21 protein-coding genes are annotated in these 25,268 nt (G+C 42.3%); 15 read left to right on the top strand and 6 right to left on the bottom strand.

The window, feature by feature from the left end; translation table 11 throughout:
- Positions 1 to 26 precede the first annotated feature (26 nt).
- Both QVP90_RS05190 and QVP90_RS05185 read right to left on the bottom strand, forming a co-directional pair.
- Positions 27 to 566 carry an O-antigen ligase family protein gene (locus QVP90_RS05190; protein ID WP_288203963.1) on the bottom strand — a complete coding sequence of 180 codons (540 nt, stop codon included), beginning with the start codon at positions 564 to 566 and terminating at the stop codon, positions 27 to 29.
- Positions 567 to 1,040: 474 nt separating this feature from the next.
- A complete protein-coding gene (locus QVP90_RS05185; protein WP_264380784.1) occupies positions 1,041 to 2,807 on the bottom strand; it encodes a hypothetical protein in 1,767 nt (588 codons plus the stop codon).
- Positions 2,808 to 3,412: 605 nt separating this feature from the next.
- Between QVP90_RS05185 and miaA the strand changes: the two genes are divergently transcribed.
- From miaA to QVP90_RS05120, 13 genes are all read left to right on the top strand, one after another.
- Positions 3,413 to 4,333, top strand: coding sequence for a tRNA (adenosine(37)-N6)-dimethylallyltransferase MiaA (gene miaA / locus QVP90_RS05180; RefSeq protein ID WP_021935838.1), 921 nt, complete (start codon positions 3,413 to 3,415; stop codon positions 4,331 to 4,333).
- A gap of 148 nt (positions 4,334 to 4,481) precedes the next feature.
- Entirely contained in the window at positions 4,482 to 5,408 is a 927-nt protein-coding gene (locus QVP90_RS05175) for a diacylglycerol/lipid kinase family protein (RefSeq protein ID WP_005925113.1), read from the top strand.
- Positions 5,409 to 5,569: 161 nt separating this feature from the next.
- Positions 5,570 to 6,373: a 3-deoxy-8-phosphooctulonate synthase gene (kdsA, locus tag QVP90_RS05170; RefSeq protein ID WP_005925114.1), complete on the top strand. Its 804-nt coding sequence runs from the start codon at positions 5,570 to 5,572 to the stop codon at positions 6,371 to 6,373.
- A gap of 181 nt (positions 6,374 to 6,554) precedes the next feature.
- A complete protein-coding gene (locus tag QVP90_RS05165) occupies positions 6,555 to 9,398 on the top strand; it encodes a M16 family metallopeptidase (RefSeq protein ID WP_021935837.1) in 2,844 nt (947 codons plus the stop codon).
- Complete coding sequence (locus tag QVP90_RS05160; RefSeq protein WP_005925123.1) at positions 9,395 to 10,882, top strand: DUF5687 family protein; 1,488 nt, start codon at positions 9,395 to 9,397, stop codon at positions 10,880 to 10,882. Before QVP90_RS05165 ends, QVP90_RS05160 begins: the two co-directional genes overlap by 4 nt.
- A gap of 149 nt (positions 10,883 to 11,031) precedes the next feature.
- Positions 11,032 to 11,793 (top strand): ABC transporter ATP-binding protein, encoded by a 762-nt coding sequence (locus QVP90_RS05155; RefSeq protein WP_005925126.1) that lies wholly within the window; start codon positions 11,032 to 11,034, stop codon positions 11,791 to 11,793.
- 120 nt (positions 11,794 to 11,913) lie between these two features.
- Positions 11,914 to 12,426 carry a C40 family peptidase gene (locus QVP90_RS05150; RefSeq protein WP_044093760.1) on the top strand — a complete coding sequence of 171 codons (513 nt, stop codon included), beginning with the start codon at positions 11,914 to 11,916 and terminating at the stop codon, positions 12,424 to 12,426.
- 19 nt (positions 12,427 to 12,445) lie between these two features.
- Positions 12,446 to 13,324, top strand: a complete 879-nt coding sequence (locus tag QVP90_RS05145; RefSeq protein WP_021935836.1) for a TraB/GumN family protein — start codon at positions 12,446 to 12,448, stop codon at positions 13,322 to 13,324.
- 199 nt (positions 13,325 to 13,523) lie between these two features.
- Complete coding sequence (locus QVP90_RS05140; protein WP_021935835.1) at positions 13,524 to 14,180, top strand: HAD-IA family hydrolase; 657 nt, start codon at positions 13,524 to 13,526, stop codon at positions 14,178 to 14,180.
- 221 nt (positions 14,181 to 14,401) lie between these two features.
- The gene (rplU, locus tag QVP90_RS05135; RefSeq protein ID WP_005925137.1) at positions 14,402 to 14,719 is read left to right on the top strand and encodes a 50S ribosomal protein L21; all 318 of its coding nucleotides are present in this window, start codon (positions 14,402 to 14,404) and stop codon (positions 14,717 to 14,719) included.
- 22 nt (positions 14,720 to 14,741) lie between these two features.
- Positions 14,742 to 15,011, top strand: coding sequence for a 50S ribosomal protein L27 (rpmA, locus tag QVP90_RS05130; protein ID WP_021935834.1), 270 nt, complete (start codon positions 14,742 to 14,744; stop codon positions 15,009 to 15,011).
- 145 nt (positions 15,012 to 15,156) lie between these two features.
- Positions 15,157 to 16,431 carry a serine--tRNA ligase gene (serS, locus tag QVP90_RS05125; protein WP_007478534.1) on the top strand — a complete coding sequence of 425 codons (1,275 nt, stop codon included), beginning with the start codon at positions 15,157 to 15,159 and terminating at the stop codon, positions 16,429 to 16,431.
- Between the two features lie 136 nt (positions 16,432 to 16,567).
- The gene (locus QVP90_RS05120; RefSeq protein WP_021935833.1) at positions 16,568 to 18,889 is read left to right on the top strand and encodes a bifunctional dihydroorotate dehydrogenase B NAD binding subunit/NADPH-dependent glutamate synthase; all 2,322 of its coding nucleotides are present in this window, start codon (positions 16,568 to 16,570) and stop codon (positions 18,887 to 18,889) included.
- A gap of 97 nt (positions 18,890 to 18,986) precedes the next feature.
- On the opposite strand, the gene panD is transcribed toward QVP90_RS05120, so the two are convergent.
- Positions 18,987 to 19,340, bottom strand: coding sequence for an aspartate 1-decarboxylase (gene panD, locus QVP90_RS05115; RefSeq protein ID WP_002559520.1), 354 nt, complete (start codon positions 19,338 to 19,340; stop codon positions 18,987 to 18,989).
- Between the two features lie 22 nt (positions 19,341 to 19,362).
- A complete protein-coding gene (gene panC / locus QVP90_RS05110) occupies positions 19,363 to 20,211 on the bottom strand; it encodes a pantoate--beta-alanine ligase (RefSeq protein WP_021935832.1) in 849 nt (282 codons plus the stop codon).
- A 246-nt stretch (positions 20,212 to 20,457) separates the two neighbouring features.
- Here panC and QVP90_RS05105 point away from each other — a divergent pair, with 246 nt between their 5' ends.
- Both QVP90_RS05105 and QVP90_RS05100 read left to right on the top strand, forming a co-directional pair.
- Positions 20,458 to 21,282: a glycogen/starch synthase gene (locus tag QVP90_RS05105; protein WP_021935831.1), complete on the top strand. Its 825-nt coding sequence runs from the start codon at positions 20,458 to 20,460 to the stop codon at positions 21,280 to 21,282.
- Positions 21,283 to 21,307: 25 nt separating this feature from the next.
- Positions 21,308 to 22,852: a DUF4270 domain-containing protein gene (locus QVP90_RS05100; protein ID WP_005925158.1), complete on the top strand. Its 1,545-nt coding sequence runs from the start codon at positions 21,308 to 21,310 to the stop codon at positions 22,850 to 22,852.
- 93 nt (positions 22,853 to 22,945) lie between these two features.
- Here the strand turns inward: QVP90_RS05100 and QVP90_RS05095 are convergent, their stop codons facing one another.
- Entirely contained in the window at positions 22,946 to 24,376 is a 1,431-nt protein-coding gene (locus QVP90_RS05095; protein ID WP_021935830.1) for a glycoside hydrolase family 57 protein, read from the bottom strand.
- A 15-nt stretch (positions 24,377 to 24,391) separates the two neighbouring features.
- Positions 24,392 to 25,268 (bottom strand): glycosyltransferase family 4 protein (locus tag QVP90_RS05090; RefSeq protein ID WP_288203962.1); only part of this gene is annotated, 877 nt, incomplete at its 5' end.

Raw genomic sequence — 25,268 nt, 5'->3', positions numbered from 1 at the left:
TAAAGTTAAATCAAAGTGTTGCGGAATTAAGGTTCATTAAAAGGATGGCGAATATTATCACTCAACAGTATAGCCCAGAGTTCATTGGAATGTTTTGTAAGAAAACACGCTTGATCTAACATATACCAAGCCGTGAATTCTCCTGCTCCCAATAAAGGATTATCAATAATGGTTTGGGCACAACATCTCCAAATCAAAAGTCTTCCGTTTGCAGAATCAGGCTTCATTAAATAAAGTAGTACCAATAATAATCCCACGCAACATACAAATAGAAGTTTTCTCTTTAAAAAATAACCCAAAAAAATAGCAATCATTGCAAGTATAGCTACTCTGGCATTAGATAGAATAATGGAAATCACGACCATTACACAAATTATAATTGACATATTACGACTCAATTTACTTCTTGAAGAAAAGAAATAAAAAGTAAAAGGCAATAAAGCAGCTAATACAGCCGAAATACCAGCCGGATTATCAAATGTAGCTGTTATAACAAATGTAGAACTATAAGAGCTAAAAATACCGAACAGTTGCAAAAAAGCAATCAAACATACGCTACCAGCCAAACTTATTAACAAGAAGTAAAACGGGGAATAATATGAATGATTCGCAAAATAATAATATAATAGTAACAATACCATATTATCTGTAAAAAAGAGACTAACCGAATTATAATTTAAGGAAGATGTAAGCACCCAACTAATTCCCCAACATAGGTATAAAGCTATCAAAGAAACAGGTATATGAAATATCATGCCTTGGTATTCCAGAATGGATATAATAATCCCCAATATACCCAACAAACACCCTATCCAAAGCAAAATCGGAGTATGAAACCTGTCTGCACACCAATCCGGTATAAAATAAACAGTCCCTATAAATAAAAAGGAAATGCAAACGAATATTATCTTAAAAGAAATATCGTGATTATGTTGCAAGGATGTTTCAATACAATTCTTCATCAGTATTATATCAGGTGAATTGAATAAGTACAATTTTATAAGCTAAATTAGATTCAAGATTTATCAATACAACAACAGCTACATAAATTCATTTATAAACACCTGCCGGCCATTCCTATAAAAAAAGGGCAATTCTTCTTTTCCTTTATCTAAGTTCATCAACCAATATATGGTATTCGCCGGAACAGAATCAATATCTAAAAAGTTATATTCTGAAATTACTTCCTTAAATTCAACCCACTGATTATTTTGATAATACAACAATCGATAATGACACCCTGGTTCTATGACGTTCGTTGCAGTTCGGGGTAAGAGACGAATATGAGTTATACAAACTGGCTGCTTAAAATCCATACCGAAGAAGCCCCACCTTGCAAAAGTTTCCGGATTACCATCATAGGCTTTATAATACAAAACTCCCGTATGCATCGGCTCGCCATTTATTCTCTTCAGTGATTTACTTTCCACTGACATATCATTAGTTTTAAACACCGGTAATGCAGACGGTCTATCTGTATTATGACCAGCAGCATCTTCTCCTAAAAATTCCAATTCGGCAATGTCTATCGGCACGCTATCACGATGAAGCCGGTAATAACGGTACTTCTTGTTATTTCCCAATATGTATTCTTGCCAATACGGATCCGGAACTTCACAAATGGTGTATAAAGTATCGTATGGCCCCGTCCATTGGTCGCTACCTAAAATGCGTGTATCTTTCAGATTCCTTCTGTCGTGCACCAAATGTCGTTTGGAAGGGTATTTACGCAATAGATGCATCCGGACGGTTTGAGCCGTATCGCATTTCAATTCTTCCTTAATGGCACAATCGGTGATGCTGTCTTTACGCAATATAAATGGCTTTCCGAAAGGAACAATTCGTCCATCTTCGGCTATATAAGATGGAAAAAAAAGCATATTAAATGGAATCTTCTTAAAAGTAACGCTATGTTTCCAACTACTAATTTTACCCCATGCCACAGGAGACAATTCTTCCTTAGTATTGAAAAATGAGAGATAAGCCAATCGGTTAGAAGTATTAACATGCATCGGTATCGTTATTTCCGTACATTGATGATATCTGTCCGTCACATCCTTAATAGTAGGAACATCGAAAACAGAAGGAAGCATCTCATCCTCGTTTTTCAGAAAATAAGGAGAATCTTTCATCGCAGCAAATGTTCTTTGGTACACTTTACCGACATATTTCAAATCTAAAGGCCAATCTTCCAACAAATTATTGTAGGGAGGAGTATACGGTTGGAGTACATTGGTAGAGTCTGGAGATGCACACCAGTAATGCCTGCTATCCTTATCGGGCCATTGTGGTGTGAACTCGTATACGGTAGGTATACCGCAAGCACGGAAATAGTTGCAAGTGTAAACAGCCAGATTACTGCAATCCATTTTGAATGCAGGAATAAAAAGATCGAACGGACCTATATGTTTATCAGAAATCACCTGCTTGTTCATCTCCTTTTGCCACCGGACATATTTTTTATAATTCTCAATAACTTCATAAATAGTTCCGGCATTGCCAGTAAACAGTTTATCATAGATGATTGACCTTAGCATCGGTTTATTTCCGACAAAATCCTCATCGACAGTGCGATATGGCAGAATCCACTCTTTAAAATCATCAAAAGATATGCTTTTGAGCAACGGAGAATGCTGCCATTCATAAAAAGCATCATCTATATTCTCTATCAGAAATTCTGCTGTAAATCTTTGAATATCATCTAACGTATTAACTTTATCATGCGGAAAGGCCAACGAAGCGTATTGTTGTCCCAAAACCTTTGTCAATGAATCATTATGATTGGCATCAGGAATTAGAGTTCCCATGGAATCAACCATTTTAAAATACGTAAAATACGATTTTGGTAACTCTATATTATATCCACTTTTATGATATGGCATATTACTTATCAGAAAGCAAGCAGTTTTAAACTTCAATCGGTCGTTACTCCTATAATGCTCTAAAACCCGGACTAACTCTGCCCGGTTATTGCCTAATACAGAAAGAGCCTTTTCCACTTCTTCGGGATAAGAAGAACAAGACGAAAAACAAAACATACATACTACATGAAAGATAAACAATATCTTATTATAAGCCATAGTCTTAGATTTACAAAATTTTCATACAGCAAAAGTAGATACATTCCAACAATCTGATGTTCGAAAACATTCTTTCTTTTTCTAAAAACATACCGAATCGAACGATATAAATACAAATCAAGAAAAGCCGATCGATGGATAAAAGATTTAATTGTCCACCTAAAATATCAGGAAGCACACTTAACAAAAAGAATTTCAAACAATTAGCCTGTCCCCCATTATTCATGAGAATATTTATAAAGTTTATAACATGATTTTACCCTCTCCTCTCCATTTTTCGCAGCCTTTTTCCTATCTTTGTCCGCATCTATTATTAATAAAGAGAATAAACTATGCCGGACTATGATTTAATCGCCATTCTTGGTCCCACCGCTTCAGGGAAAACCCCTTTCGCCGCCGCACTGGCATCGGAACTAAACACCGAAATCATCAGTGCCGATTCGCGACAAATATACCGGGGCATGGATTTGGGAACAGGCAAAGATCTTGCCGACTACACCGTCAACGGTCGTCAAATCCCCTATCACCTGATCGACATCGCCGACCCGGGTTATAAATACAATGTATTCGAATACCAACGGGATTTCCTGAAATCCTATGAAACAATCAAACAAAAAGGCTGTCTACCTGTTCTATGTGGAGGAACGGGAATGTATCTGGAATCGGTATTGAAAGGATACAAGCTAATGCCGGTACCCGAAAACACGGAGCTGAGGACAAGATTGGCCAATAAGTCGCTGGATGAATTAGCCGCAATCTTGAGTCAATACAAAACGCTTCACAATTCCACAGATGTAGATACAGTGAAAAGAGCTATCAGGGCAATTGAAATAGAAGAGTACTATGCTGCCAATCCGGTAGCAGAACGGGAATTTCCACAACTCAACAGCCTTATCATCGGTGTAGATATCGACCGTGAATTGAGAAGGGAAAAAATAACCAGACGGCTGAAACAGCGATTGGAAGAAGGTATGGTAGATGAAGTACGACAACTGCTCGCACAAGGTATTCCAGCCGAAGACCTGATCTATTACGGATTAGAATACAAATACCTGACACTGTATGCCATTGGAGAATTGAATTATGAAGAAATGTTCAGCCAACTGGAAATAGCCATCCATCAGTTTGCCAAGAGGCAGATGACCTGGTTCCGGGGGATGGAACGACGCGGATTTACTATCAATTGGGTAGACGCAACGCTATCGACAGAAGAAAAGATAGCCTTCGTAAAGCAGAAACTCGAAGGGATTTAGTATCTTTGGCATCAGAAAGATAATAAGAATAATCCCGCAACAGAGAAAGCATAAAGGGAGAAGTTAAAAAAGAATCACTTGTAATCAGGCGATTCTGCATAGAGGCAGCGAGAAGCGAAAGGTGATAAGAAAATAACATATAGGAGCAATGAGCGTAGAAGCTGGAAAATGGGGGGTGATCTATAACCCTAAAGCCGGGACACGGAAAGTGCAAAAACGATGGAAGGAAATAAAAGAGTACATGGACCAGAAGGGTGTGGCATACGACTATGTGCAATCCGAAGGTTTTGGCTCGGTAGAACGGCTTGCCGGAATTCTTGCCAACAATGGATATACCACCATTGTCGTAGTGGGAGGTGACGGTGCATTGAACGATGCCATCAACGGTATCATGCTTTCCAATGCCGAACACAAAGAGGACATTGCCATTGGAATTATTCCAAACGGTATCGGAAATGATTTTGCCCGATACTGGGATATCGGAATGGACTATAAGCAAGCAGTAGACTGGATTATCAAAAACCGCCATAGAAAAATAGACGTGGGATTCTGTAATTTCTACGATGGTGAAAAGCATCAGCGCCGTTATTTTTTGAATGCCATTAACATCGGGTTCGGTGCACGCATCGTAAAAGTAACCGATGGAACCAAACGTTTCTGGGGAGTCAAATTCTTGTCTTATCTGGCAGCTTTCTTCCTGTTATTCTTCGAACGAAACCTATATCGGATGCATCTCCGCATTAACGACGAACACATCCGAGGACGTATCATGACGGTATGCGTAGGCAGTGCCTGCGGATACGGGCAAACTCCCAGTGCCGTACCCTACAACGGTTGGCTGGATGTTTCGGTTATCTATCGCCCCCAACTCCTGCAAACCATGTCAGGATTGTGGATGTTAATTCAAGGACGGATATTGAATCATAAAGTGGTGAAAAGTTACCGCACCAAAAAGGTAAAGGTGCTCCGTGCCAGAAATGCCGCAGTTGACCTGGACGGACGAATCTTACCCAAACATTTCCCATTGGAAATCGGTATTCTACCGGAGAAAATTACATTAATCATACCGGATTGATAATGATTCAATGTGCCAATGTGCCAATATGCCAATTGCAAAGAATAACAAAACGGAGGAATGGACAAACAGGCGAAATGGATCAGTAAACGAATGGGAAATGCAAGATCAAAAAGGTTAGGAAGTAACCGGAACTTTGATAAATTTACATATTATACATTATGATAGAGCAATTAAAAAACAATCCCGCCGGCAATTTCTTTTTACTTGCCGGTCCCTGTGTGATAGAGGGAGAAGAAATGGCAATGCGTATTGCCGAACGAGTAGTAAACATCACCGATACTCTAAAAATTCCGTATATATTCAAAGGATCCTATCGTAAGGCCAACCGTTCTCGTCTCGACTCATTTATGGGAATAGGCGATGAAAAAGCACTTAAAATTCTCAAGAAAGTGCATGATACTTTCGGTGTTCCTACCGTTACCGACATCCATTCTGCCGATGAAGCGACAATGGCTGCCGAATATGTGGATGTGCTGCAAATACCCGCTTTCCTTTGCCGCCAAACAGATATCCTGATTGCAGCAGCCAAAACAGGAAAAGTAGTGAACATAAAAAAAGGGCAGTTCTTATCTCCCATGGCCATGCAGTTTGCAGCCGATAAAGTGCTGGAAGCCGGCAACAAAGAAGTGATGCTTACCGAACGCGGAACGACATTCGGTTATCAAGACCTGGTCGTTGACTATCGTGGCATTCCCGAAATGCAGACATTCGGTTTCCCTGTTATCCTGGATGTTACTCACTCTTTACAGCAACCCAATCAGACCAGTGGAGTAACAGGCGGCATGCCACAATTGATCGAAACCGTAGCCAAAGCCGGAATCGCGGTGGGTGCTGACGGGCTGTTCATCGAAACACATGAAAATCCGGCGGTAGCCAAAAGCGACGGTGCCAATATGTTGAAACTCGATCTTTTAGAAGGATTGCTCACTAAATTAGTAAGAATCAGAGAAGCGATAAAATAGCGAGCAGCGATTTAGTGATAAGTGATTAGCGAGTAGCGATAAAATCGCAAAGAGTGCTAACCAATGACCTTGTATAGCGCAGCCCGCTTATCACTAATCACTATTTTTATTTCTCTTTTTTGTGATTTATCCCACCCCTCTCCGACAGATAATGCAAAATACTCATTAAAATTCATTATATATGAAACAATTACTTCATGGTTTATTTGTTGCAGCCGCAATCGTATGCTGCAGCTTCCAGCAGGTTTTTGCCCAGCAATTGCCTCCTGTTCCTGTAGATCCGAACGTACGTATCGGTAAACTCGACAACGGACTAACGTACTATATCCGTAAAAACGCACTTCCGGCAAACCGGGCTGATTTCTACATCGCACAGAAAGTAGGTTCAATCCAGGAAGAAGAAAGCCAACGGGGTCTTGCCCACTTCCTGGAACATATGTGCTTCAACGGAACGACCCACTTCCCCGGCGATGCCCTGAAACAGTATCTCGAACATATCGGCGTGAAATTCGGAGAAAACCTGAATGCCTATACTTCAGTTGACGAGACTGTCTACAATATCTCGAACGTCCCTGTCACCATGCCGGGAGCAATCGATTCTTGCCTTCTAATCCTCCATGACTGGTCTAATGATCTGACTTTGGATCCCAAAGAAATAGACAAGGAACGCGGCGTCATCAATGAAGAATGGCGTACCCGCATGAGCGCCATGCAACGTATGCAGGAAAAAATGCTCCCGCAGATGTTTGCCGGAACGAAATATGCCACCTGTTTCCCGATCGGTACGATGGATGTAGTAATGAACTTCAAATATCAAACATTGAGAGATTACTACGAAAAATGGTATCGTCCCGACCTACAGGGCATCGTTGTCGTAGGTGATATCGACGTAGATGCAGTGGAAGCCAAAATCAAAACAATGTTTGCCGATATCCCGGCACAACCCGATGCAGCCGAACGTATCTATTATCCGGTAAATGACAACAAAGAACCTATCATCATTATCGAACAAGATAAGGAACAACCTCATATTCAAGTGCTCGTATTCACTCATATTCAAGTGATCGTATTCAACAAACACGACGCTACCCCCGACGACCAAAAGGGTAATATGGGATATCTGGTACAAAACTATGCTACCAACCTTATCAGCAGTATGCTGAACGCCCGCCTGAACGAATTGACACAAACGGCTAATCCTCCGTTTATCTATGCCGGTACTTTCGAAGGCGATTTCTTTGTGGCTAAAACGAAAGACGCATTCACCGGTGTAGTCGTTTGTAAAGAAGGCACCGTAGAAGACGGCATCGCCAATCTATTACGCGAAATGGAACGTGCCCGTCAATTCGGCTTTACAGAAACAGAATACAACCGTGCCCGTGCCGAATACCTCCGCCAGTTGGAATCCGCTTACAATGAACGTGACAAACGTAAAAATGAAGAATACGTAAACGAATACGTTCGCCACTTCCTTGATAAAGAACCGATTCCGGGCATTGAAAACGAATATGCCATCATTAATCAGATCGCTCCGAATATCCCGGTAGCGGCACTGAATCAAATGATGCAGGCTTTGGTGACAGATACCAACCAGGTAGTTGCCATCTTCGGCCCGGAAAAAGCAGGTATACAGATGCCTACGAAAGATGCTGTATTACAGACTCTGAAAGACGTAAAAGCCGAAAAATTAACGGCTTACGTAGACAAAGTATCCGATGAGCCATTAATGGCCGAGAAACCCCAAGGCGGAAAAATCATTTCCGAAAAAGAAAATCCTATTTTCGGAACCACCGAGCTGACTTTGTCCAACGGTGTAAAAGTCATCTTAAAAAAGACAGATTTCAAAGCTGACGAAATTCGTATGAAAGGTACCAGCCTGGGTGGTAGTTCACTGTTCCCCGACTCGGAAATCATCAACATCAAATCACTCGATGCTATCAGCGCAGGAGGTTTGGGTAATTTCAGCGCAGTAGACCTGGAAAAGGTTTTAGCCGGAAAGAAAGCATCCGTCAACTACGGTATCGGCGATAAGACAGAGAACGTAACCGGTAGCTGTTCTCCTAAAGACCTTGAAACTATGTTGCAGCTCACTTATCTCACCTTCACTGCCCCACGCAGAGACGATGACGCTTTTGCTTCTTACAAAAACCGCAATAAAGCTGCCCTCCAAAATCAGGAACTCAATCCGAATGTGGCATTTGGCGACTCCATACAGGCTGCCATCTATATGCACCATCCGAGAGCTATCCGCATGAAATCCGATATGATCGACAAAATCGATTATGACAAACTCATGGAAATGTACAAAGACCGCTATAAAGATGCAAGCGACTTTACATTCATTTTCGTTGGGAACATCGACATTGCAAAAGACAAAGACCTCATTGCCGAGTATCTGGGTGCCCTCCCTGCCATCAACCGCAAAGAGACATTCAGAGACACCAAACTGGAAATGCGTAAGGGTACTTACAAGAATGAATTCATCAAACAGCAAGAAACACCGAAATCATCCGTGTTCGTGGTTTACAACGGTAAATGCAAATACAATCAGAAGAATAACATCCTGATGAGCATGACCAGCCAGATCCTTGATTTGGTATACACAGAGAAAGTCCGCGAAGAGGAAGGCGGCACATACGGAGTATATGTAGGCGGCAGTCTTTCTAAATATCCGAAAGAGACAGCGCTCCTGCAAATTATCTTCGACACGGCTCCCGACAAAAAAGACAAGCTGATGAAAATAATCTTTGCCGAAGCTGAAAATCTTGCCAAAGCAGGTCCGTCGGATGCCAATCTTAAAAAGGTAAAAGAATATATGTTGAAAAAGCATACCGAAGATTTGAAAGAAAACAGATTCTGGCTGGGTAGCATCGACGAATATATCTTCACCGGAGTAGATATGATAAAGGACTATGAAAATCTGGTCAACAGCATCACAGCAAAAGAAGTCCAGAAATTTGCCGATGATTTGATGAAACAGAAGAACGAAGTAGAAGTCACGATGGTTAGCCCTGAAAAGAAATGATGCTTTTTAACGAATTGCGCAAACACGGTAAACTGGCTGCCAAGCGGCACCCGATGTACGATAAAAACCGGTTCGGAAAATACGCCATGTATGCCATGGCGGTTTTCTGGGCAGCGTATCTGATCTTCTTCGGAACCACTTTCGCTTTTGCATTCGATACGAATAGCATGGAGCCTTACCACATCATGAACAGTGGTCTGGTATTTGTCCTTGCACTCGATTTCATATTGCGCTTTCCGCTACAAAAGACCCCGACACAGGAGGTAAAACCTTACCTCCTGATGCCGGTCAGGCGGAACAGGGTAATTGATTTCTTATTGATCCGTTCCGGACTGAGCAGCTACAATCTTATCTGGCTCTTCATGTTCGCACCATTCGCTATCATCACCATTCCGAAATTCTTCGGGCTTTGGGGAGTTCTCACCTATTGTGCCGGTATCTGGCTGCTAATGGTCTTCAACAACTATTGGTTTCTGTTGTGCCGCACACTGATCAGTGAACGAATCTGGTGGGTACTGTTGCCTTTGGCCGTATATGGAGGCATTGCCGCCGCCATTTTCATTCCCGAAGACAAGAGCGTGGTTGCCAACTTATTCATTGATCTGGGCGAAGGATACATCGAAGGGAATTTATTGGCTTTCATCGGTACATTAGCGGCAATCGCCCTCATGTGGCTTATCAACCGGAAACTGATGGCAGGCCTGGTGTATGCAGAACTGAACAAAGTGGAAGACACGAAAGTCAATGCTTCCGAATACAAGTTCTTCGAAAAATACGGAGAAGTAGGCGAATATATGCGTTTGGAACTAAAAATGTTGCTGCGCAACAAGGTTTGCAAAAACTCGCTCCGAATGGGCATTCTGGTCGTAATAGCTTTCAGCCTGTTACTGAGTTTCACCGAAGTATACGACGGTACAGGTATGAAAAACTTTATTACAGTTTACAATTTCGCCATTTTCGGAATTCTCTTCCTATTGCAAATTATGAGTTACGAAGGTAATTACATCGATGGGCTTATGAGTCGTAAAGAGTCTATCTATACCTTACTCCGTGCCAAATACATACTATACAGTATCGGTATTCTCATTCCTCTCATCCTGACGATACCGGCAATGGCCATGGGTAAAATCAGTGTACTGACTTCCATCTCATGGGCAGTGTTTACCATCGGCTGTATCTACTTTTGCCTGTTCCAACTTGCTGTTTACAACACCAAAACGATACCCTTGAATGCCAAAATCACCGGCCGGCAAAACTCCGGTTCAGGATTGCAAAGTCTGATTAGCGGCGCCACTTTCGGTATCCCATTGCTACTTTATGCCTTGCTCAAAATTTGGTTGGGAGAGACTACGACTTCATGGGTGTTGCTCGTTATCGGACTGGGATTCATTCTCACTTCGCGCATATGGCTGAAGAATGTATACAACCGGTTTATGAAACGCCGTTACAAAAACATGGAGGGGTTCAGAGACAGTAGACAGTAGGAGATTTATGAATTATGAATTATGAATTGATTAGTGGAATGTAAATTCCGGTGATGCCTAATAATAATTTTCCGAACCATAAATCATAATTCATAAATCATAAATCCTTTAACTCATCAATCATAAATCTTAATTCATAAATCATCAATATGATTACCATAAATAAACTTCAAAAAAACTTTGGTGAAAAAAAGGCTGTAGATATCGAGAGCTACATGATCGATCAGGGAGACATGCTTGGCCTGGTAGGTAACAACGGAGCCGGTAAAACCACCCTCTTTCGCTTGATACTGGATTTGCTAAAGGCAGATGCAGGAAATGTAACGATCAATGATGTAGATGTCAGCAAAAGTGAGGAATGGAAAAAATTCACGGGTGCTTTCATTGACGACGGATTTCTGATAGATTACCTGACGCCTGAAGAATATTTCTACTTCATCGGTAAAATGTATGGATTGAAAAAAGAAGAAGTAGAGGAACGTTTAAAGCCATTCGAACGTTTTATGAACGGAGAGGTGACCGGACAAAAGAAACTGATCCGTAACTTCTCAGCCGGAAATAAACAGAAAATCGGTATTATCTCGGCAATGCTCCATTATCCGCAGTTGCTCATTCTGGACGAACCGTTCAACTTCCTCGATCCGAGTTCACAATCCGTCATCAAACATTTACTGAAAAAATACAACGAAGAGCACAATGCTACGGTTATTATTTCCAGCCATAATCTCAACCACACGGTAGATGTATGTCCACGTATCGCTCTGCTCGAACATGGTACCATTATCCGTGACATCCGGAATGAAAATAATTCGGCCGAAAAAGAACTCGAGGATTATTTCAATGTCGACGTGGAAGAATTTACTCCGGAAGAAAATATTCCGGAACAGGAGGTAGAAGAACCGAGAGAATAATTTTTCAATGTGATAATATGCCAATGTGCCAATTAGTTGTGTTATAATGACAGAATTCAAAATTAAGAAAACAGGCTAATTGACGGCATTATGGCAATGGAATACAAAAAACGGGAAAAGATGAGAAAAAACTTTTTATATATTCCGGTAATATTGGGACTGATATTCAGTCTCAGTTCCTGCCGTTCAGTTGCCCCCAGATTGGATTATAAGGCATTAGCACGTGCTTCTGTCCGTTTGGGCATAGACATTCGTCTGGAAGATAATCACAAACTCTATCTGGAAGCGGCCGAATGGATCGGCGTCCCTTACCACACAGGAGGAGATTCGAAACGGGGGACCGATTGTTCCGGATTTACCAGCCATATATATAAAAAAGTATACCACACGAAACTGTCCCGCAGTACGGACGGACAAAAGAAAGAGAGTAATAAGGTGGCAAAACGCAACTTGCGGGAAGGCGATTTGGTCTTTTTCACCAGCAACCGCTCCGGAAAGAAGGTAGCCCATGTAGGCATCTATCTGAAAGAAGGCAAATTCATTCATGCCAGTACTACCCGGGGTGTGATTGTAAGCCAACTGAATGAGCCCTACTACACAAAGCACTGGATTTCCGGCGGACGAACACGTTAATAATAAAAAACAATTCATTATGAAAAAGTATTTGGGAACACTTCTTTTATTTTGCGTTGCAATCAGTGCAAATGCACAGTTATTATGGAGAATATCCGGCAACGGGTTGACAGAACCTTCTTACATTATGGGAACGCATCATCTTGCTTCACTCAGCATCAAAGACAGCATCCAGGGATTACAGGCAGCACTCGACCATACCCGGCAGGTATACGGCGAATTGAAAATGAGCGAAATGCAAGATCAGACCAAAGCTGCTGCTCTATTGCAGAAATATATGACGACAGAAACGGATACGACTTTCAAGTCGCTCTTCACTGACGAAGAATACGAGCTGATCAACAAATGTTCGAAAGAAAACCTGATGTTTGATATTGCCATGTTACCAAAAGTCAAACCGGCTTTTCTCAGCAACAATCTGATAGTTATCCTTTATATGAAACATGTCGGCGGATTCAATCCGCAGGAGCAACTGGATACCTATTTCCAGACACAGGCAACTGAAAAAGGGAAAAAGACAGAGGGCTTGGAAACGATGGACTTCCAGATGGATCTGCTTTACAACCAATCTTCTCTTAAGCGCCAGGCCGAAACATTGCTCTGTTTTATAAACAACATCGATGAAAACATCGAACTGACTAAAAAGCTCACTTCGGCTTACATGGCACAAGATTTGGCCGCCATGGAGAAAATCTCCGACGGAGAACTTTGCAGCATGACCCCACAGGAAAAAACAAATATGATCGATAACCGAAACCAAAAATGGGTAAAGGCGTTACCGGAAATCATGAAAACAGCGCCGACCTTTATCGCTGTCGGCGCCTTGCACCTGCCGGGAGAAAACGGAGTCCTAAACCTGTTGAAAAAGCAGGGCTACGCGGTTGATCCAGTAAAATAACCAATTGATTTTCAAAGCATAAAGAGATATATACTCTTACCTGCCAAAAGTATATATTTCTAAGGGGTAATAGTGTATACTTTCGACCGATAAAAGTATACACTATTATTTTTTCTAATTCCCCCCTCAAATCATATTATATAAAAGCATTTTTGTTTTCATAACTATCCTTTCGTATCTTTGCCAAAAATTCCGGCAAATGAAATACACGACTTACTTATTCGATTTTGACTATACACTCGCCGATTCATCCCGAGGCATTGTTATTTGTTTCCGCAATGTACTCCAACGACACGGCTATAAAGACATCACCGATACAGCTATCAAACGTACCATAGGCAAAACCCTCGAGGATTCGTTCAGTATTCTGACCGGAATTACAGATATGGAGCAACTGATCGCCTTGAAAGAGGAGTATTCCGAAGAAGAAAATCAGCACATGAACCGGAATACCCGCCTTTTTACAGATACCCTCCCTACCTTGCATAAACTAAGGCGACAAGGGGCACGTATCGGAATCATATCCACCAAAAACCGTTTTCGTATTGAAGAATTCATAAAAATGCATCTTCCCCAAGGATGGTTCGACATCATTATCGGAATGGAAGACGTAAGTCGTGCCAAGCCCGATCCGGAAGGTTTGTTACTTGCCATCGAAAAGCTGAAGGTATCTCCGGAAGAGACCCTGTATATAGGAGACAGTACCGTAGACGCCCAAACCGCCGCTTCGGCAGGAGTCTGTTTTGCCGGGATAACAAGCGGAATGACGAAATTCGGAGAACTGGCCCAATACCCACATGTCAGCATCATCAGTAATCTTAAAGAGCTGGTATCCCCACCCCCAAAATACGGATAATCAGAATTCCAACGACCGTCTTCAAGGACATCTATTAATCATAAAGCGAGAACGAAAAATAAGCTTTTAAAGCAGTTCTTAAAAAATAAAGAAGAAATATTTGTCTGAAAAGAATAAAAACAGTACTTTTGTGGTCGATTATTCCGCACCGGGTTCAACAAAGTGTTCTCTAAGTGATTAAAGACCACCCGACGGAGCTAACTTATACATTTATATATAAGATGTACGCAATTGTAGAAATTAACGGTCAGCAATTCAAAGCAGAAGCTGGCAAAAAACTGTTTGTACACCACATTCAAAATGCAGAAAACGGTGCAACAGTAGAATTTGACAAAGTTCTTTTGGTAGACAAAGACGGCAACATCACTGTAGGTGTTCCTACTGTAGAAGGTGCAAAAGTTGTTTGCCAGATTGTTTCAAGCCTGGTTAAAGGTGACAAAGAGCTTGTTTTCCACAAGAAAAGAAGAAAAGGTCACAGAAAACTGAACGGTCACCGTCAACAGTTTACAGAGTTAACAATTACAGAAGTAGTAGCTTAATCAATTTAAAAAGTAAAAAGAAATGGCTCATAAAAAAGGTGTCGGTAGTTCTAAGAACGGCCGCGAATCACAGAGCAAGAGATTAGGCGTTAAGATATTTGGTGGCGAAACTTGCAAAGCAGGTAACATCATCGTTCGTCAAAGAGGTACTGAATTCCACCCGGGTAATAACATGGGTATGGGTAAGGACCACACTCTTTTCGCTTTAGTAGATGGAACAGTTAGTTTCAAAGTAACCAAAGAAGATAGAAGATACGTATCTATCATCCCGGCTGAAGCAACAGAAGCATAAGCTTCGGACATAACCATATTGAAAAACGGAGATGTAATCCAAGTGATTGCATCTCCGTTCTTTTTTACATCCTAAAGAGCCGCATCTCTGTATTTTTATTTATCTTTGTACCCTCAAAGAGAAATGTTCATAAAAAAGTATTGATATGCTTACTATTAAACAAATTACAGAAAACACCGACGCGGTAATCCGTGGCCTGGAAAAGAAACATTTCAAAGACGCAGCAGCAACCATTGCCAAAGTCATTGAAGTGAATGACAAGAGACGTAACACACAGAATCAATTAGATAAAAATCTGGCAGAGGTAAACTCGCTGTCGAGAACAATCGGCCAGTTGATGAAAGAAGGTAAAAAAGAAGAAGCGGAAGCAGCACGCACACGCGTTGCCGAACTGAAAGAAGGCAACAAGGTTCTGGATACGGCCATGACCGAAGCAGCTACCGAGCTTCAGAATCTTCTGTATACCATCCCCAACGTTCCTTACGATGAAGTGCCCGAAGGTGTAGGTGCGGAAGACAACGTTGTGGAAAAAATGGGAGGAATGGAAACCGAACTTCCCAAAGACGCCCTTCCCCATTGGGAACTGGCAAAAAAATACGACCTGATAGACTTTGACCTCGGTGTAAAAATCACCGGAGCGGGTTTTCCCGTATATAAAGGTAAAGGAGCACAGTTACAGCGTGCACTCATCAACTTCTTCCTGGACGAAGCACGCAAATCGGGATATACGGAAATTATGCCTCCGACAGTAGTCAACGCCGCTTCCGGCTACGGAACAGGACAGCTACCCGACAAAGAAGGTCAGATGTATCATTGTGAAGTAGACGATCTTTATCTGATCCCGACAGCGGAAGTACCGGTAACCAACATCTACCGTGACGTTATCTTGGACGAGAAGCAACTTCCGATCATGAATTGCGCTTACACCCAGTGTTTCCGTCGCGAAGCCGGCTCTTACGGTAAAGACGTTCGCGGCTTGAACCGCCTGCATGAATTTTCTAAAGTAGAGTTGGTGCGTATCGACAAACCGGAACATTCCCGTCAATCCCACCAAGAGATGCTGGATCACGTAGAAGGCCTGTTACAGAAATTAGAACTTCCCTACCGTATTCTTCGCCTTTGCGGAGGAGATATGAGTTTCACCGCCGCTCTATGTTTCGACTTTGAAGTATATTCGGAAGCACAAAAGCGTTGGCTGGAAGTAAGTTCTGTTTCCAACTTCGATACCTATCAGGCCAACCGTCTGAAATGCCGTTATCGCAATGGCGAAAAGAAAACAGAACTCTGCCACACACTTAACGGATCCGCATTGGCATTGCCGCGTATCGTAGCTGCATTGCTCGAAAACAATCAGACACCGGAAGGTATCCGGATACCGAAAGCATTGGTTCCCTATTGCGGATTCGAGGTTATCGATTAAAGGAAATGGTCACAGATGCATAAGAAGCCGCCCCAAAAAGGCGGCTTTTCTTTTATTATTCCCAAATAAGCTGTATCTTTGCCAAAATATCATTCTGATAGCAGTTACGTAGCAATTCCAACAAATTAATTAGATAATGAACAAAATCATTAACAAAGAACATTTTTCCGAGAAAGTGTTCAAACTGGAGATAGAAGCTCCGCTAATAGCAAAATCGCGTAAAGCGGGACATTTTGTCATTGTTCGCGTAGGCGAAAAGGGCGAACGTATGCCATTGACTATTGCGGGCGCTGATGTAAAAAAAGGAACCATCACTTTGGTTGTGCAAGAGGTGGGACTTTCTTCTACCAGACTCTGTGAACTTAATGAAGGTGATTACATCACCGACGTTGTAGGTCCACTGGGGCAAGCCACACACATCGAAAACTTCGGGACAGTAGTCTGTGCCGGTGGTGGCGTAGGTGTTGCTCCGATGCTGCCTATCGTTCAGGCTCTTAAAGCTGCCGGAAACCGTGTCATCACCGTTCTGGCCGGGCGTACCAAAGAACTGATTATCCTTGAAAAAGAGATGCGCGAAAGCTCGGACGAAGTGATTATCATGACAGACGACGGTTCTTACGGCCGTAAAGGACTCGTAACAGAAGGTGTGGAAGAGGTCATCAAACGCGAAAAGGTAAACAAATGCTTCGCTATCGGTCCGGCCATCATGATGAAATTCGTATGCCTGCTGACTAAAAAATATGAAATCCCTACAGATGTATCACTGAATACCATCATGGTAGACGGCACAGGTATGTGCGGTGCCTGCCGTATTACGATCGGCGGTAAAACAAAGTTTGTGTGTGTAGACGGTCCGGAATTCGACGGGCATCAAGTGGACTTCGACGAAATGCTGAAACGTATGGGTGCCTTCAAAAACATCGAGCGTGAAGAAATGCACAAACTCGAAGAACACTGTGAAGCCATCCCAACTACAGATGAAAACAGCCGTAACGCCCCTTGGCGCGAAGAATTACGCAAAAGCATCAAAGCCAAAGAACGTTCGAATATAGAACGTTGCAAGATGAACGAACTCGATGCCGAATACCGCTCTCACAGCCGTAAAGAAGAGGTAAATCAGGGATTAACCAAAGAACAGGCCGTCATGGAAGCCAAACGTTGCCTGGACTGTGCCAATCCGGGATGTATGAGCGGTTGCCCGGTTGGAATCGATATTCCCCGTTTTATCAAAAACATTGAACGCGGTGAATTCCTCGAAGCAGCCAAAACACTGAAAGAGACCAGTGCTCTTCCTGCCGTATGCGGCCGTGTATGCCCGCAGGAAAAGCAATGCGAATCCAAATGTATCCACTTGAAAATGGGTAAAGAGGCGGTAGCTATCGGCCATCTCGAACGCTTTGCTGCCGATTACGAACGCGAAAGCGGACAAATATCCGTTCCCGAGATTGCCGAAAAGAATGGAATCAAAGTAGCTGTTATCGGTTCCGGTCCCGCCGGACTTTCCTTTGCAGGAGATATGGCTAAATACGGATACGATGTCACAGTATTCGAGGCATTGCACGAAATCGGCGGTGTATTGAAATACGGCATCCCCGAATTCCGTTTGCCGAACAAGATCGTAGATGTCGAAATAGACAATCTGGCCAAGATGGGTGTCACTTTCATTAAAGACTGTATCGTTGGAAAGACTATCAGTGTAGAACAACTGGAAGAGGAAGGTTTCAAAGGCATATTCGTTGCTTCAGGTGCCGGACTGCCTAATTTCATGAACATACCGGGTGAGAATTCGATTAACATCATGTCATCCAATGAATACCTGACCCGTGTCAACCTGATGGATGCCGCCAGTCCGGATTCCGATACTCCGGTTGCCTTCGGCAAGAATGTAGCCGTTATCGTCGCGGGGTTCGGCAAGATTGTAGCCGTTATCGGCGGTGGAAATACGGCAATGGACTCCGTCCGTACAGCCAAGCGTCTCGGTGCGGAACGCGCCATGATTATCTATCGCCGTTCGGAGGAAGAAATGCCTGCCCGTCTGGAAGAGGTGAAACACGCTAAAGAAGAGGGAGTGGAATTTATGACCTTGCATAACCCGATCGAATATCTGGCCGATGAGCAGGGACGCGTAAAGCAAGTGGTGCTGCAGAAAATGGAACTTGGCGAACCGGACGCATCCGGACGTCGCAGCCCCGTAGCCATTCCGGGTGCTACCGAAACAATTGACATCGATCTGGCTATCGTCAGCGTAGGGGTATCTCCCAACCCGATTGTACCGAGCTCGATAAAAGGCTTGGAATTGGGCCGCAAAGGCACCATTGCGGTAAACGACAATATGCAATCATCCATCCCGACTATCTATGCCGGTGGCGATATCGTACGCGGCGGTGCTACCGTTATCCTGGCCATGGGCGACGGACGCAAAGCGGCAGCGGCCATGAATGAACAATTAAAGAAGTAAACCCATTCCATCGGAATGAATGATCCAATAAAAAAATCCCGCTTACTACCATGTAAACGGGATTTTTTATATATCTCAAGAGCGATGTCCTACTCTCCTATTTCACCACACTGTTCGTTACCGGATCCGGAAAAATCACTGTCGGCTTAAACGATTTTGCTTCTTCAAAATCCATCAGCGCATACGACATGATAATCACAATATCATCCGGTTGAACCTTCCGGGCTGCAGCACCGTTCAGGCAGATTTTGCCCGAGCCACGTTCACCTTTGATAATATAGGTTTCAAAACGCTCACCATTGTTATTGTCAGCGATATACACCTTTTCACCGGCAATCATGTTCGCAGCATCCAGCAGGTCTTCATCAATCGTAATGCTACCCATGTAGTTCAGATTCGCCTCCGTGACACGTGCACAATGAATTTTCGACTTCAACACTTCAATCATCATAAGGGTTTGGTCTTTTTTTAGTTTAAACTTCTTTGTATTTAATGTTATCGATCAGACGGACTTCTCCGCAAAAAACTGTAATACAGCCCACTGCATACGATGTCTCATTCCAATCTCCAATCTTCTGCAAAGTGTTTCCGTCTACTATCTCAAAATACTCCAGACGAAGCCCCGGCGCAGCAGCAATAGCATCTTCCACCATCTTTTGCGTTTCACTCACCGAATGAGTGGCTGCAAAGGTACGACTTTTAAATAATGTCCGGGAAATATTTAAAGCATTTTCACGTTCATCGGACGACAAACGGGCATTCCGGCTACTCAATGCCAATCCATCCTCTTCACGGACAATGGGACAACCCACAATTTCAAGATCAAACTTCATTTGACGCACCATCTCACGAATAATAGCCAATTGCTGGAAATCTTTCTCCCCGAAATAGGCACGATGTGGCTTCACTGCATCAAACAATTTACTCACTATCTGGCATACCCCATTGAAATGTCCGGGACGGAACGCACCTTCCATTACCGTATCCAGAGGTGCATAACCAAACTGGCGTGTATCGGGTTCAGGATACATCTCCTCTACCGAAGGAGCAAATACCAAAGTCGCCCCACAATCCTCAAGCAACTTACAATCGGTCTCCAGCGTACGCGGATATTTTACCAGATCGTTTTTATCATTAAACTGAGTAGGGTTTACAAAAACACTGACTACCGTTACGTCATTCTCATTTACACTACGCTTCACAAGTGATGCGTGCCCTGCATGCAAAGCACCCATAGTAGGTACCAGCCCCACCTTTTTCCCTTGGGCTTTCAGTACCGAAAGTCCGGCCTGCAAGTCCTCGATCGTATGTATTACTTTCATTTCAATTCGCTTCTGTTTCTTTTTTGTTTGAAAAACTGTGCAAAATAAACTATTATTTACCATATAAAGAAGAAATATCGCAAATTAATGCAAAAGGCAAGCATAGGACAAAAATAAGCAAAAGGCATTTTATTACTGAAAATCAACCACTTAACAATTCATAAGGAATTATACCGGCCGATGACTTGCTTTAATGCCCTTTTTTTTTTATATCTTTGCAGAATATTTACGAGAAGGATTGTTATTATGACAAAGGCGAATAAGGTTTTATTTATTACACAAGAGATTACCCCTTACGTTTCTGAATCTGAAATGGCTAACATTGGCAGAAATCTGCCCCAGTCCATTCAGGAAAAAGGCAGAGAGATCAGAACATTCATGCCCAAATGGGGAAATATCAACGAACGCAGAAATCAGCTGCATGAAGTGATACGTCTTTCCGGTATGAATCTGATTATCGACGACACCGACCACCCGTTAATTATTAAAGTCGCATCCATACAATCAGCACGCATGCAGGTATATTTCATCGACAATGATGATTATTTCCAAAACAGGCTGCAAACATCCGATGAAAATGGAATTGAATATGATGATAACGACAGCCGTGCTATCTTTTATGCCAGAGGAGTATTGGAAACAGTAAAAAAATTGCGTTGGACTCCCGATGTGATTCATTGCCACGGCTGGATGACTGCGTTGGCTCCCTTATACATCAAGAAAGCTTATAAAGACGAGCCTTCATTCCGCGATGCAAAAGTTGTATTTTCAGTATACGAAGACGATTTCAAAAACACGCTGAGCAGTGATTTTGCTACCAAATTAATGTTGAAGGGCATCAACAAAAAAGATGTGGCCATGCTGAAAGAGCCGGTAGATTATGCAACTTTATGCAAGTTGGCTGTCGACTACTCGGACGGAGTGATACAAAACAGCGAACATGTCAATGAAGAGATTATGGATTACGCACGCCAATCCGGAAAACCGGTTCTCGAGTATCAGACTACCGAAACATATGCCGATGCCTGCAATGGGTTTTATGACAAGGTGTGGGAAACAGAACAAGAATAAAAAATTGAACTAAGATACGACGATCATGAAAGTAAAATATCTATGGGTTATCCTATTGTCTCTAACTTTCTTCGGATGTGATGACAATACCGGTACATTGGGATTAGGGATGTTTCCGGGTGGAGATCAGAACATAAACGGTAAATTGGCAACGTTCGACGTCAAAACCCAATCGGAACTCGCCGGAAAAGTTTTTGCAAAGACAAGCGTCGGCTATCTGGGAAAATTTACTGATCCGGATTTCGGCTATTATGAGGCAGGTTTTTTGGCACAATTACATTGTAATGAAAACTTTACCTTTCCGCCGCTTTATAATAAAGATAACCCAAACGATCCCAAAGCGATCATGGTGAAAAATGAAGTATACCGCACAGAACTGTCATTGGCTTACAGCAGTTATTTCGGTGATTCACTGACAGCCTCCCGTTTGAGTGTCTACCAATTAAATAAAGATCTGGATAAGGAATCTGCCTATTATACCGATATCAATCCGGAAGATTTCTACAATAAAAATGACCCCAGTGCTTTATTGGGACGAAAAGCCTATACGGCAGTAGATTTATCCGTAGCCAGTTCGGTTAGAAATCAGAGTGGTTATATTCCTTCGGTTACTGTAACTTTACCACAGACCTTAGGCCAGAAGATTCTTGAAGCCAGCAGAAAGGCAGATGAAGATAATGTAGATTTCGCAAATGTATTCAGAGATATTTTCAAGGGAATCTATGTAAAAAATGACTATGGTGACGGTACGATCCTCTATATAGACCAAATCGAACTGCGTGTCATATATGAATGCTATGTGAAAGGAGACGATGGTGCCAATCTTAAGAAAAGCGACAATGAAACAGACTCTACTGCATACGGTTATCGGACATTTGCCGCAACCAGGGAAATCATTCAGGCTAATGCATTCAACAGTGACGAGGATAAAATCAAAGAGAAAGTGAATGAACGGGAATGGACGTATCTAAAAACTCCTGCCGGCATTTATACGCAGGTTTCATTACCTTTGAATGACATACGGGAAAAGCTAAGTCAAGATACATTGAACGTCGTTAAATTGGCATTGACCAATTATAACCAAAGTAATGATAAAAATAAATACGACTTTAGTATGAATATTCCCAGCTACGTATTGCTGGTTCGCGAAAAAGAGAAGGAAAGTTTCTTCCAGGACAATAAGATCAACGATGATGTAACCTCCTACATTGCCCAACACAATGCCATAAACAATAATCAATATGTATTCTCCAACTTATCGAGACTCATTAATACTTGTCTGGCAGAAAGAGCGGCAGCCGTAACAGCACTCAAGAATGACGGAAAAATAGAAGGTATTTTAGATGTCGATACAGGAACACCCGTTACTACCATTGAGGCATGGGAAAAAGCGACTTCATGGGATAAGGTTGCCATCATACCGGTAACTATTACAAGAGATAAAAATACCAGTACCACAAGTGGAAGTATCATCAGTATTCTCAATGACCTTAAACCCGGTTACACGAAGTTGAAAGGAGGATTAGACAGTCCACCGTTGTCATTGGAAGTTATTTATACTTCTTTCTAAACTAAGTCCAAAAGACAGATAAAAATAAAAAAGGAACAGGTCGGAATTTTAAAGTTCCGACCTGTTCCTTTTTTAATGTATCTTCTTCAGTTTCTATTCTGCTTTCTTCTTACTTTTTGGAGCAGCTTTCTTTGTTGCAGTCTTTGCAGCAGTCTTTTTAGGAGCTGTCTTTTCCTCTTTTACAGCTTTTTCTACAGCAGCTTTGGGCTTGGCAGCAACTTTTACAGCCTTTGCCTTTTCCTCTTTCGCGCGTAATTTATCCAACTCTTTATGAAGCTCTGCGATCTCTTCACCTTGATTATGGATAGTAGTCAGCAATGAATTCAATTCTTCATCATCGATATCTTCCGGGTACAGCGAATTTACCCTCTTGATAAAATCACCCAAAATATTCATATAATTGGTGAAAGCATCATATGGAGAATCATAAATACCACGATTGAGATAAATCCCCGTATTCTTTGTAGTCATAAACCGGAAATTATTACTTGCCTGAAGATAATCCCAGTCCTGCTTTATACGGCGGTCATCAGACATATGCACACGCTCGGCCACACTATACAGTTTGTTGAATGCCTCGCGTTGCATGACATTACCCAACCAGCAACTTGTATCTCTCTCTTCGTCCACCCAAGAGATAGGATACGGTACATCCAGTTGGGAAACCGATTTTAATTTAGTTACAATCTCTGTAGGCGTAGAGAAAGTGATTCCTTTTTCTTTTGCACAATACGGAAGTGCTTTCAAAAATTCCAATATATTGGAAGAAAGCGGCTGCACCATACCCAAAGCACTCAATTCCATAAATATATTGATAACCTGCTCTTCCTGAGGTAAAGCATCGATCCAGTTAATGTACTTATCGGCAAACAACGGATATTCACTCCACTCGGAATTAGAGAAACGCAAACCGATATCATCCGATAGTTTATAATCTCTCAACAACAATTTCAAACTCGGAGCCTGATTGCAATGATATACATAATGAGGACTCTTCCAACCCAAAATATATTTAGCACCTTCCGTGAGCATACCTTTGAAACCCATAGCAGCTACTTGAGCACCAATTTCATCGGAATAAATCAGACTTGAATTACGGAATACCTTCGGTGCCTTACCAAACATCTGTTTGATTTTATCGCTCATACGCATCACCTCTTCCCGGAAGCAATCTTCATTAGCTAATGACGATAAGCCGTGTGAATAAGGCTCAGCTAAGAATTCACAACAGCCGGTATCATTAAGCTGATGCAGCAAGTCAACTACGGCCGGCGCATGAATCTCGAGCTGCTCTAATGCAACGCCCGAAATAGACAGCGCTACTTTGAATGCCCCATTAGAATTCTTAGCCATTTCGATCAATGTGCTAAGTGCCGGAATATAAGAGCGTTCGGCAACCTCATTTATACTTATCTCATTGGCATAGTCATCATAATAGTAATGATCGGCACCTATATCGAAAAAACGATAACGTTTCAGATGAATAATTTGATGTATTTCAAAATAAAGACAGATTGTTCTCATATCTATATTATTTTATTATTTATAATTCTTTATTACTTCGTCATAGATACCACGCACTTTGTATCCGACGTTTTCCCATTTAATCTGGTCCACTTCTTTCTTCCCTTCGTCACACAGATATTCATACATCGCAGGATAAGTACAAATGGAATAAATTGCATCTGCCATCGCATGAATGTCCCAATAATCCGTCTTAATGCATTTCTCCAAAATCTCTGCACAACCGGACTGCTTGGAAATGATCGTCGGTACACTACACTGCATCGCTTCCAACGGAGAAATACCAAATGGCTCGGACACAGAAGGCATAATGTAAACATCGCTGGCTTTCAACACTTCATATACTTGCCGGCCTTTCATAAATCCGGGGAAATGGAAACGATCGGCAATTCCGCGTTCAGCAACCAAACGAATCATCTGATTCATCATATCGCCACTACCGGCCATTACAAAACGTACATTCTTGGTACGCTGCAACACCATAGCAGCCGCCTCTACGAAATACTCCGGTCCTTTCTGCATAGTGATACGTCCCAGGAAAGTAACCACTTTTTCTTTCGGATTCTTATTCGGAACAATATCCAGAATATCCTGCGACAACGGTGAAACCGCATTGTGCACGGTAGACACTTTCTTCGGATCCTGATAATATTTATGAATAACAGTCTGCCGGGTCAACTCACTTACGCACATGATGTGATCGGCATGATCCATACCGTTTTTCTCTATTGCGTATACAGTAGGATTTACATTACCACGGCTACGGTCAAAATCGGTGGCATGCACGTGGATCACCAACGGCTTACCCGATACCTGTTTGGCATGCAGACCGGCCGGATATGTCAACCAATCGTGTGAGTGTATGATATCAAATTCCTGCTGACGGGCTACC

It is taken from the genome of Bacteroides sp. CAG:189, from assembly GCF_000432295.1.
GTDB classification, from domain to species: Bacteria; Bacteroidota; Bacteroidia; order Bacteroidales; family Bacteroidaceae; genus Bacteroides; species Bacteroides salyersiae.
The sequence above is the reverse complement of the archived record's forward strand: the minus strand, read 5'-3'. Positions and strand labels throughout refer to the sequence as shown.